Raw genomic sequence first — 11,085 nt, 5'->3', positions numbered from 1 at the left:
CTATAGTTTAAAATATACAACATGATCACAATAGAAGAATTTAAAAAAAAACAGTCAGAAAAATGTCGTTTGATAGGTTTAGATTTGGGCTCAAAAAGAATTGGTGTATCAATTTGTGACGAAAAGCAATTAATTGCTACCCCTTATAAAACTATACATAAATCAAAAAATAATGAATTAATTGAAGAGTTAAAAAACATTATTCAAGAGAATAACATCAAGGCAATTATCATTGGTTATCCTTTAAATATGGATGGATCTTCAGGCTCTTCAGCACAGTCAGTCTATGATGTATCTAAAAATATAGATAAAGAGATAGATGTTGATGTGTGTCACTGGGATGAGAGATTGTCAACTGTTGGGGCTTTTAATTTATCAAGCCAATTAGATGTTAATGTATCTAAAAGAGAAAAGAATATAGATCAGAACGCAGCAGCTTTTATTCTTCAGGGAGCCATAGACTATTTAAATAATTAATCCTTGCCATTCTATAGCTTTATAGTTATAGAGTTAATTTTAATGGCAAAAAACATCAAGGCTATTAAAATTTCTCAAAAACATTTGTTAGGTATCCAAGATCTATCAGTTAGTGATATTAACTACATTTTAGATGAATCTGAAACTTTCATTAAATTAAATCAGAGTAAGAACAAGAAAATTGATGTTCTTAGAGGCAAAACTCAAATTAATCTATTTTTTGAACCATCAACAAGAACACAAAGTTCATTTGAGTTAGCTGGAAAAAGACTTGGTGCTGATGTGATGTCAATGAATATGAATAATTCAGCAATTAAAAAAGGTGAAACTTTAATTGATACAGCAATGACTTTAAATGCGATGCATCCTGACATTATTGTAATAAGGCATCAAGATTCTGGAGCATGCAATTTATTATCTCAGAAAGTAAATTGTGTAGTACTAAATGCTGGTGATGGCAGACGTGAACACCCTACTCAAGCATTACTAGATGCTTTAACAATAAGAAATAGAAAGAAAAAAATTGAAGGATTAAAAATTGCTATATGTGGAGATATTCTTCATTCCAGAGTCGCAAGATCAAATATTTATTTACTAACAATGCTTGGTGCTGAAGTAAATATTGTTGCCCCAACAAATTTGATGCCAAAAGAAATTGAAAAGTTTGGTGTTAATACTTTTACCGATATGAAAAAAGGATTGAAAGATTGTGACATTGTAATGATGCTAAGATTACAAAATGAGAGAATGACAAGTTCTTATTTATCATCAAATAGAGAGTATTATGAATATTACGGTTTAACACCTGATAAATTAGATCATGCAAAACCTGATGCACTAATAATGCATCCTGGCCCAATGAATAGAGGTATCGAAATAGATACTAGATTGGCAGACGATATAAATAAAAGTGTAATCAAAGAGCAAGTTGAACTTGGAGTTGCTGTAAGGATGGCCTGTTTAAAAATATTTTGTGAATAAATGAAAAAACAATACTTTATTAACGCAAATATAATTGATCCTCAAAATTCAATTAATGAAAATGGAGGACTTATTGTTGGAGAAGAAGGTAAAATTGAAGCAATAGGGAAAAAAGTAAATACAAATAATTTACCGTCCAGAGAAAAACCAATTGATTTAAAAGGAAAATATATATTCCCTGGTTTAGTCGATATGAGAGTTTTTGTTGGAGAGCCTGGGTATGAGTATAAAGAAAATTTTAGAACTTTAAGTAATGCAGCTCTATCTGGAGGAGTAACATCTGTAGTAACAATGCCTAATACAGATCCTGTAATTGATAATGTTTCAATAGTAGATTTTTTAAAACGAAGAGGACGAGATAAATCTAAGATTAATATATTTCCATGCGCATCTCTTACACAAAATGTAGAGGGAACAAACATGACGGAATTTGGATTGTTAGCTAGTAAAGGAATTGTAGCTTTTACAGATGGTGTAAAGACAATTCAAAATACTAGATTAATGTCAAGAATAATGAATTCCGCAAAGGATCTAGGATGCCTAATAATGCAACATGCTGAGGATTATGAGTTAGCAAAAAACGGTATGATAAATTCGGGTATAATCGCCACAAAACTTGGATTATCAAGTATACCAGACGTGGCTGAGAGAATAATTATTGAAAGAGATTTAACATTGTTAGAAAAAGCAAAGTGTCGATATCACATATCTCAACTATCATCAGGCAAATCAGTAGAAATAATTAAACAGAGGAAAAATGATATTAAATTTTCTTGTGGAGTTTCAATAAATAACCTTTCCTTAAATGAAAATGATATTGGAGATTTTAAAACATTTTTAAAATTATCTCCGCCATTGAGAAAAGAAGAGGATAGATTGGCTTTAGTCCAAGGATTAAAAGATAAAACAATTGATGTCATTGTTTCAGATCATAAACCTGAAGATGAAGAATCAAAACGATTGACATTTTCGCAAGCAGCAACAGGTGCTTCTGGTATTGAAACTTTATTGTCTTTAAGTTTGGAACTATTTCATAATGGATCTGTAAAACTTGAAACAATAATCCAAGCACTAACATCTAATCCAGCTAAAATTTTAAATATCAATAAAGGAAATCTTTCAATTGGTAATGATGCTGACTTTTGTATAGTTGATATAAATAAACCTTGGATTGTAAAAAAAGAAAATTTAATTTCTAAATCCAAAAATACGTCTATTGAGGACAAAAAACTTCAAGGAAAAGTAACCAATACGTTTGTAAAAGGTAAAGAATTATTTAAGATATAAAAATGGAATTATTGACAATAGGTATTGTCTCGTACCTAATGGGTTCTATCCCTTTTGGATTGATATTAACTAAAATATTTTTAAAAAAAGATATTAGAGAAATTGGATCAGGTAACATTGGTGCAACAAACGCTCTAAGAACTGGAAATAAACTTATTGGTTATTCAACTTTAATACTTGATATAGTTAAAGCTGTTATCTCAGTTTTGTATGTAAAAGTAAATTTTCCTGATTTAATTTATGTATCGGCTTTATGTGCTTTTCTAGGTCATGTTTTTCCAGTTTGGTTAAGGTTTAAAGGTGGTAAGGGAGTAGCAACTTATGTTGGTATATTATGTAGTATAAACATAATATTTGGGATAATTTTTGGCATTTGTTGGCTTATAACTTTTTTTATTTCTAAATTTTCGTCATTAGCATCACTGATTGGATCATTCTCAGTTCCTATTTATTTATTACTTTTTGATTCAATAGAAAATGAATTATTTTTTGGAATAATGTTTATTTTAATTTTCTATACTCATAGAGAAAATATTAAACGACTGATAAATAAAGAGGAAAACAAGACTAAAATTTATTAATTTGACTATCAAAGACTTTTAAGTAGTTTGTTAAATTATGAATCTAGTCATAGTTGAAAGTCCTGCAAAAGCTAAAACTATAAACAAATATCTTGGAGATGATTATACTGTTTTAGCAAGTTATGGACATATAAGAGATTTACCATCAAAAAATGGATCTGTTGATACTGATCACGATTTTAAAATGGAATGGGAAGTTGATAGTTTTTCAAAAAAATATTTAAAAGAAATAACTGATGTTGCAAAAGAATCCTCTAAAATAATACTTGCCACTGACCCTGACCGTGAAGGTGAAGCTATAGCATGGCATGTTAAAGAATATCTGGATGAAAAAAAACTTTTAAAAGGTAAAGAAATTGAAAGAGTTGTTTTTAATGAGATAACCAAAAAAGCAGTAATGCATGGTATTGAAAATCCACGACAAATCGAACCTTTGTTGGTGGATGCTTATATGGCAAGAAGAGCTCTTGATTATTTGGTTGGTTTTAATATCTCTCCAATACTTTGGACTAAACTACCTGGATCAAAATCAGCTGGAAGAGTTCAGTCTGTAGCTTTAAAATTGATTACTGAAAGAGAACATGAAATAGAATTATTTAATCCAGAGGAATTTTGGACACTTACCCTTAAATTTGGAGATGATAATAAAAACACTATTACTGCAAGCATCTCTCAATTAAATGGTAAAAAAATAGAAAAATTTACTTTTAGAGACAAGAATAGCATTGAAAAAGCAATCAAAGAAATAAAAGAGAAAAAATTTCAAATAACAGATATTTCATCAAAAGTTGTAAAAAGAAACCCCTCAGGTCCATTTACAACTTCGACATTACAACAAGTAGCATCTAGTAGATTGGGTTTTGGAGCTTCAAGAACAATGCAAATTGCACAAAAACTATATCAAGGTGTTGAGATTGATGGGGATACTGTGGGATTGATTACTTATATGAGAACAGATGGAACTAATTTATCAGCTGATGCAGTAAATGATTTTAGAAATTTTATTAAAAATGAGTATGGTAATGAATATTTGCCTGCTTCCGCAAACAATTATTCTGGTAAAAAAGCTAAAAATGCACAAGAAGCTCATGAGGCTATTAGACCGACAGATATAAATAGAGCACCCGACACTCTAAAAAAATATTTAAGTAGTGATCAACAAAAACTATACAATTTAATTTGGTCCAGAGCTTTATCCTCACAAATGGAAGTTGCCCAATTTGATAGAAATACCATAACAATAGAGTCAGAGGATAATCAGACAATATGTAAGGCAAGTGGCTCTGTATTAAAATTTGATGGTTTTTTAAAAGTCTACTCAAATACAAGCAAAGATGATGATGAAGAAATTTTACCAGAAATGTCTAAAGGACCAATTAATATTGAAGCATTAATAGATGAACAACATTTTACACAACCACCTCCAAGATATTCTGAGGCAAGTTTAGTCAAAAAATTAGAAGAATTGGGAATTGGTAGACCTTCTACTTACGCAAGTATAATTTCCACAATAGCTAATCGAGGTTATGCAGAAATAGTAAATAAAAGGTTTTTCCCCACAGATCGTGGTAAACTTATCTCTGCATTTTTAGAAAAATTGTTTTCTAAATATGTTGATTATAACTTTACTGCAGGTTTGGAAAATCAATTAGACGATATTACATCTGGTAAAGAAAGCTGGATAAAAGTTTTAGAGATGTTTTGGAAAGATTTTAATAATAATGTTTCTGAAGTTAAGGAGAAAAGAACTAGAGAAGTGTTAGATCTTTTAAATGAAAGCCTTGGTGCTTTAATTTTTGATACTGATAAAGATGGAAATATTGCTCGAAAGTGCCAACTGTGTGATACGGGTTCACTAAGTCTTAAAAATAGTTTTAGAGGTGGAGCTTTTATTGGATGTTCAAATTATCCAGAGTGTAAATTCACTAGACCCTTGTCTAAAGCAAAGGCAGCAGCTCAATCGCAGTTAGCAGAACCTAAATTTCTAGGAAAACATGAAAATGGTAATGATATATATCTGAAAAATGGAAGATTTGGTCCCTATCTTCAATATGAAAAACTTCAGGAAGAGGAATTAGAAGAGACAAAAACTAAAAAAAAGAAAAAAACCAAAAAATCTAAACCAGATGTTAATGAATTAATTAAAAATGTTTCTATACCAAAAGGGTTAGAGTTAGAAAGTATAGACTTAGAAAAAGCTCAGTTTTTATGTTCTCTACCAAAATCAATTGGTGTTAATCCTGATAATCAAAAAGAAATCATTTTAAATACTGGAAGATTTGGTCCTTATCTTAAGTGTGAAAATAAATCTGCTAGAATAGAGAATATTGATGAAATTTTCTCTATAGGATTAAATCGAGCAATTACTCTCATTGCTGAAGCGAAACCAGGCAGAATGTCTTCTTCAATTATTAAGGATTTAGGAGAACATCCGGAAGACAAAAAACCAGTTAGAGTTATGAAGGGACAATATGGTCCTTATATTAAATATAAATCTTTAAATGCAACAATTCCTGAGGAAAAAGATCCAACAGAGCTTACAATGGAAGAAGCTTTAATCTTAATTGAAAAAAGAAGAGAATACGACAAAAATAAAAAAGGCAAAAATAAAAAGAAAAAATGAGAAAACTATATATAATTTTCATAGTTTTTTTTTTCAAAAGCACCTTTTCATTTGCAGAAGAAAATAAATGTAGTGAATATAAAAAATTATCAAAAGAGTACATAGAATGTAATGCAAAAAAATTAAAGGAAGCGAGTTCAAAAAAAGCTCAAGAATTAAAGGATGGAACATCAAAAAAAGCTAAAGAATTAAAGGATGGGACATCAAAAAAAACTCAAGAACTAAAAGAAGGAACATCTAAAAAAGCCAAAGAACTAAAAGAAAATCTTGTAGAAATTGGAGATAAAGTTAAAAATAAGATTAAAAAAAAAGAATAGTTAATGAATTTTGATAAAAAAATAGAAGAATTAAAAATAGAACTTCCAGAAGCGAAGGCTCCTGTTGGATCTTATGTGGCAACAAAAAAAACAGGAAATTTACTTTTTATTTCTGGTCAAATTTCGATTAATGAAAATGGAGAATTAATTAAGGGAAAAGTTGGAAAAGATTTAAGTACAGAACAAGGTTATGAAGCTGCAAAAAGATGTGGATTAAGTTTAGTTGCTCAAGCAAAAGCTGCTTGTGCTGGAGATTTGTCTAAAATAAAATCATGTATCAAATTAACTGGATTTGTTAACTCAACAAATGACTTTACTGAACAGCCAAAAGTAATTAATGGAGCTTCAGATTTAATTGCATCAATATTCGGAGATGCTGGCATGCATACAAGAGCTGCGGTAAGTACTAATAGTTTGCCACTAGGAGTTTCCGTAGAAGTTGATGCTATATTTGAGTTAAACTAAACTATCTTCCTATACCAAAATATTTTATACCTAGTTTCTCTATTTTAGTTGGTGAGAATATATTTCTCATATCGTAAATAATAAGTTTTTTATTTTTAGAAATTTTTTTAAAATTAATTGATTTAAAATCATTCCATTCAGTATGAATAATTATAAGGTCTGAACCAGAAATGCAGTTTTGAATTGAATTAGCATATTCAACATTTTTTAGATTATCGAATTCTTTTTTTGAACCGGTAGGATCATAATATTTAATCTTTGCACCTTTTTTGGATAGATAAGGAATTAATTTTAAACTTGAGGACTCTCTCATATCATCAGTGTTTGCTTTAAATGTAACTCCCAAAAAAGAAACTTTTTTATTATTAAATTTTTTAATTATTGAATGAAGCCTTTTAAGTAATAAATCTGATCTATTCTGATTAGATTTAATAACACTTTTGATTACAGACAAATTAGATTTAAATTTATCAGCTGTAGATACAATAGCTTTTGTATCTTTTGGAAAACAAGAGCCTCCATATGCAGGACCAGCTCTTAAAAATCTACTTCCTATTCTGTTATCAAGTCCAATTCCTATAGATATATCTTCAACATCTATTCCAGTTTTTTCGCATAAATTTGCAATTTCATTTATAAATGTAATTTTAGTTGCTAAAAAAGCATTAGAAGCATATTTAATTAATTCAGCAGCTCGTCTATTTGTAGAAACATATTTTGCACCTTTGGAAATTAATGGGGAATATAAATTTCTAAGTATTTTTTTTGATTTTTCTTCGTTTGAACCAACCACTACTCTATCGGGGTAAATAAAGTCTCTAATTGCCTCACCTTCTCTTAAAAATTCAGGATTAGATACTACTGAAAACAATCTTTTATTTACTTTTTTTGATATAATTTTTTCTAATTCGTCACCTGTAGTAACAGGAACAGTTGATTTTGTTAAAATTATTTTAAATTTATTAATTGATTTAGATATTTCTTTTCCAACTGAATAAACCTGAGAAAGGTCAGCACTATTACTATTTTTTTTAGTTGGTGTTCCTACGCATATAAAAATTATGTCAGATTTTCTTACAGCTTCATTTAAATTTGTTGAAAAATTTAATCTATTATTTTTTAAGTTTTTTTTAACTAATTCTTCTAAACCTGGTTCATAAAATGGTATTTTGCCATTTTTTAAATTATTAATTTTATTATTATCTTTATCTACACAAATAACATCATTACCTAAGTCTGAAAAACAAACACCACTGACCAAACCAACATATCCGGTACCTATCATACAAAGTTTCATATTTTTCCTATTTCTTTATTTGAATTAATAAATCCTTGCATAGTCCCACAATCTAAATATTTGCCTGAAAAATTATGAGCAATAAATTTTTCACCTTCTTTAATTAAAGTTTGAATAGCATCAGTTATATGAATTTCACCTCCTTTACTTGGTTTTTGCTTAGCTAATTTATTAAATACAATTTTAGGGAGAATGTATCTTCCTATTACTGCTTTATTAGAGGGAGCATTTTTAATTGAAGGCTTTTCAACCACTCCATCAATGAAATAATCATTTTTGGAAATTTTTTTGTTTAAACTATAGATGCCCCATCTTGAAACTGTTTTGGAATTAACTTCCATGCTAGCCATTACAGAAGATTTGTGCTTATGATGTACTTTAATCATATCCTTAGAACAGTTTTTTTTTATTATCAAATCATCTGGTAGCAACATTAAAAAATATTTATCTTTTATATATTTTCTTGTTTTAAATACAGCATCGCCTGTTCCTTTTGGTATATTTTGATATACAAATTTTATTATTTTTTTATATTTTAATATTTTTTTATATTCAGCAATTATTCTGGGATCTTTTTTCTTTTTAATAATTTTTTTATAAAAAGCGTCACTATAAAAATAATTTTTAATCATCTTTTTTTTATTTGATATTATAAAAATAATTTCTTTAATTCCTGCCTCAATACATTCATCTAAAATATATTCAATTCCTGGCTTTCCATTTATTGGAAGAAGTTCTTTAGCAAAAACACTTGTCAAAGGCAAAAGTCTGGTTCCTTGACCTGCTAGAGGAATAATTGCTTGTTTAATCATATAAATGTTTTACTTATCTAAATTTCTAATACAAATGAAAATTATATTAAACAATAATTCATTATTAAAAGCTTTAAGGCCATTTAATGATATTGGCTTTGTTCCCACAATGGGGAGTATACATGAGGGTCATTTATCACTTATAGAAAGATCAAATCGAACTTGCAAAAAGACAATAGTAAGTATTTTCGTTAATCCCAAACAATTTAACAATAAAAAAGATTTCAAGAACTATCCAACAAATATTAAAGAGGATATTAAAATTTTAAAAAAAACTAAAAAGGTAGATTTCTTATACATTCCAAAATTCAAAGATATCTACAATCATAATAAAAAATCAGACATAAAAATCGCAAATAAAGATAAAATTTTATGCGCTAAATATAGAAAAGGCCATTTCGAAGGAGTACTAGATGTTATGGAAAGATTAACTAGCTTAGTAAATCCAAAAAAAATATTTATGGGCAAAAAAGATTATCAACAATATTACTTAATAAAAAATTATCTGAAATATAAATATAAAACTTCTATCATTCCATGCAAAACGATTAGAAATAAAAGCAAAATAGCTTTGTCTTCAAGAAATAGTCATTTAGACTTAAATGGAATTAAAAAAGCAAGTTTTTTGAGCAAAAATTTAATTAAATTAAAAAGAAATTTAGCAAATAGTAAAAAAATAAAACAAAATTTAAAAATTCAAATGAAATATTTTGAGAAGTTTTTAAAAATTAAAATTGAATACTTGGAATTAAGATCTATTAAAAATCTTAAAATATCTAATACTGTTAAAGGCTCACGTTTATTTGTTGCTTACTATATTGATAACGTTAGATTAATTGATAACTTTTAAAGAAAGTAAGCCCCAACACCTAAAAATGACACAAAACCTATTACATCAGTAATGGTCGTAACAAAAACACTAGATGCAATTGCGGGATCAATATTCATTTTTTTTAATGTAAAAGGAACAAGTATACCAAACAGTCCAGCTATAATCATCGTTAGTACCATTGATATTGAAATAATTATTGAAAGAATACTATCTTGAAACCAAATTTGAACAATTAAAGCACTTATAGCGGCAAATATAATTCCATTTAATATACCAATTGAAAATTCTTTAAAAACATTTGATGAAAAATTATTTTGGGTTAAGTCATTTGTTGCAATTGTTCTGACTGTAACAGCTAATGTTTGCATTCCTGCATTTCCGCCCATTGAAGCAACAATTGGCATTAGGAAAGCAAGAACAACCATTTGCTCAATAGTTGCTCCAAACAGACTAATACACCAAGTAGCTAAAAAAGCGGTAAATAAATTAAGTAAAAGCCAGTTAAATCTTCTTTTAGTTTTTGTAACAACACCGTCTGTAATTTCCTCATCACCTACACCTGCAAGTCTTAATGCATCTTCCTCAGCCTCTTCTTTTAAAACTGTAAGAACATCATCGTTCATTATCATTCCTACCAATTTATTATTTTTATCAACTACAGCTGCTGAGTTAAGATTATAATTTTCAAAAAGGTTAGCCACCTCTTCTTTATCCATATCTACAGGCACTAATAGTTGAGATTCAGACATAATGCTTGCCATCTTTGTGTCTCTCGGTGAAGTAAGAACTCTTGATGATGGAACTGTTCCAATAGGTTTAAATTCTTCATTAACAATAAAAATTTCCAAAAATTCCTCAGGCAGATCTTTATTTTCTCTTAGGTAGTCAATTGTTTGACCTACAGACCAGTTGCTTGGTATAGCTGTAAACTCACGCTGCATAAGTCTAGCAGCAGTATCTTCAGGATAGCTTAAGCTTTCTAACAGAGCAAATCTGTCTTTAGGTGGTAATGAGCTTAATATAGTGTTCTTGTCTTCTTCGGGTACATTTTCTAAAATCGAAATAGCATCATCTGACTCAAGGTTAGTAAGAATAGTAACAATTGAGTCTGAAGATAAATATTTAATTATTTCAGTTTGTATAGACTCATTTAATTCTACAAAAACCTCTGCATCAATATTAAAATTATTTAATTTAATTAAACTTTCTCTATCACTAATGCTTAAGTGTTCAATTATGTCTGCTGCATCAGCAGGGTGCATTTCATTGAATGAGTCATTAATAAATTTTGCATCACTGTTAGCTATTTTAGAGGTAACAACTCTCAAATATTCTTTATTAAATTCAAAATTTACTTTTTTATCTTTAGTTTTTTTAATTAAAGACATAAATGTACCTATAATTTAGTTGTGC

Annotated in this window: 11 protein-coding genes; 8 read left to right on the top strand and 3 right to left on the bottom strand. The window is 28.6% G+C overall.

Annotation, left to right across the window (positions count from 1 at the left end; translation table 11 throughout):
* Nucleotides 1-21: 21 nt before the first annotated feature.
* Genes ruvX through VP90_RS00665 form a run of 7 tightly spaced genes read left to right on the top strand, consistent with a single transcriptional unit; the run spans nt 22 to nt 6,731 of the window.
* A complete protein-coding gene (gene ruvX / locus VP90_RS00695; protein ID WP_262589129.1) occupies nt 22-477 on the top strand; it encodes a Holliday junction resolvase RuvX in 456 nt (151 codons plus the stop codon).
* A 42-nt stretch (nt 478-519) separates the two neighbouring features.
* Nucleotides 520-1,458, top strand: a complete 939-nt coding sequence (locus tag VP90_RS00690; protein ID WP_262589128.1) for an aspartate carbamoyltransferase catalytic subunit — start codon at nt 520-522, stop codon at nt 1,456-1,458.
* Complete coding sequence (pyrC, locus tag VP90_RS00685; RefSeq protein WP_262589127.1) at nt 1,459-2,745, top strand: dihydroorotase; 1,287 nt, start codon at nt 1,459-1,461, stop codon at nt 2,743-2,745.
* Nucleotides 2,746-2,747: 2 nt separating this feature from the next.
* On the top strand, nt 2,748-3,326 hold the full coding sequence (gene plsY / locus VP90_RS00680; RefSeq protein WP_262589126.1) for a glycerol-3-phosphate 1-O-acyltransferase PlsY: 579 nt from the start codon (nt 2,748-2,750) through the stop codon (nt 3,324-3,326).
* A gap of 37 nt (nt 3,327-3,363) precedes the next feature.
* Nucleotides 3,364-5,949: a type I DNA topoisomerase gene (gene topA, locus VP90_RS00675; protein ID WP_262589124.1), complete on the top strand. Its 2,586-nt coding sequence runs from the start codon at nt 3,364-3,366 to the stop codon at nt 5,947-5,949.
* The gene (locus tag VP90_RS00670) at nt 5,946-6,266 is read left to right on the top strand and encodes a hypothetical protein (protein ID WP_262589123.1); all 321 of its coding nucleotides are present in this window, start codon (nt 5,946-5,948) and stop codon (nt 6,264-6,266) included. Before topA ends, VP90_RS00670 begins: the two co-directional genes overlap by 4 nt.
* A 3-nt stretch (nt 6,267-6,269) precedes the next feature.
* Complete coding sequence (locus VP90_RS00665; RefSeq protein ID WP_262589122.1) at nt 6,270-6,731, top strand: RidA family protein; 462 nt, start codon at nt 6,270-6,272, stop codon at nt 6,729-6,731.
* 1 nt (nt 6,732) lies between these two features.
* Here the strand turns inward: VP90_RS00665 and VP90_RS00660 are convergent, their stop codons facing one another.
* Entirely contained in the window at nt 6,733-8,028 is a 1,296-nt protein-coding gene (locus tag VP90_RS00660) for a UDP-glucose dehydrogenase family protein (RefSeq protein ID WP_262589121.1), read from the bottom strand.
* Complete coding sequence (locus VP90_RS00655; RefSeq protein ID WP_262589120.1) at nt 8,025-8,840, bottom strand: sugar phosphate nucleotidyltransferase; 816 nt, start codon at nt 8,838-8,840, stop codon at nt 8,025-8,027. The genes VP90_RS00660 and VP90_RS00655 overlap by 4 nt, the downstream gene beginning before the upstream one ends.
* A gap of 4 nt (nt 8,841-8,844) precedes the next feature.
* Here VP90_RS00655 and VP90_RS00650 point away from each other — a divergent pair, with 4 nt between their 5' ends.
* Nucleotides 8,845-9,690 (top strand): pantoate--beta-alanine ligase, encoded by an 846-nt coding sequence (locus tag VP90_RS00650; RefSeq protein ID WP_316963568.1) that lies wholly within the window; start codon nt 8,845-8,847, stop codon nt 9,688-9,690.
* Here the strand turns inward: VP90_RS00650 and mgtE are convergent.
* A complete protein-coding gene (mgtE, locus tag VP90_RS00645) occupies nt 9,687-11,060 on the bottom strand; it encodes a magnesium transporter (protein ID WP_262589117.1) in 1,374 nt (457 codons plus the stop codon). The two genes, VP90_RS00650 and mgtE, sit on opposite strands and share 4 nt — an antisense overlap.
* Between the last annotated feature and the right edge of the window lie 25 nt (nt 11,061-11,085).

Origin of the sequence: Candidatus Pelagibacter ubique HIMB140, from assembly GCF_025558165.1 — a bacterium.
Taxonomy (GTDB): domain Bacteria; phylum Pseudomonadota; class Alphaproteobacteria; order Pelagibacterales; family Pelagibacteraceae; genus Pelagibacter; species Pelagibacter ubique_T.
This window is presented reverse-complemented; position numbering and strand designations above follow the sequence as displayed.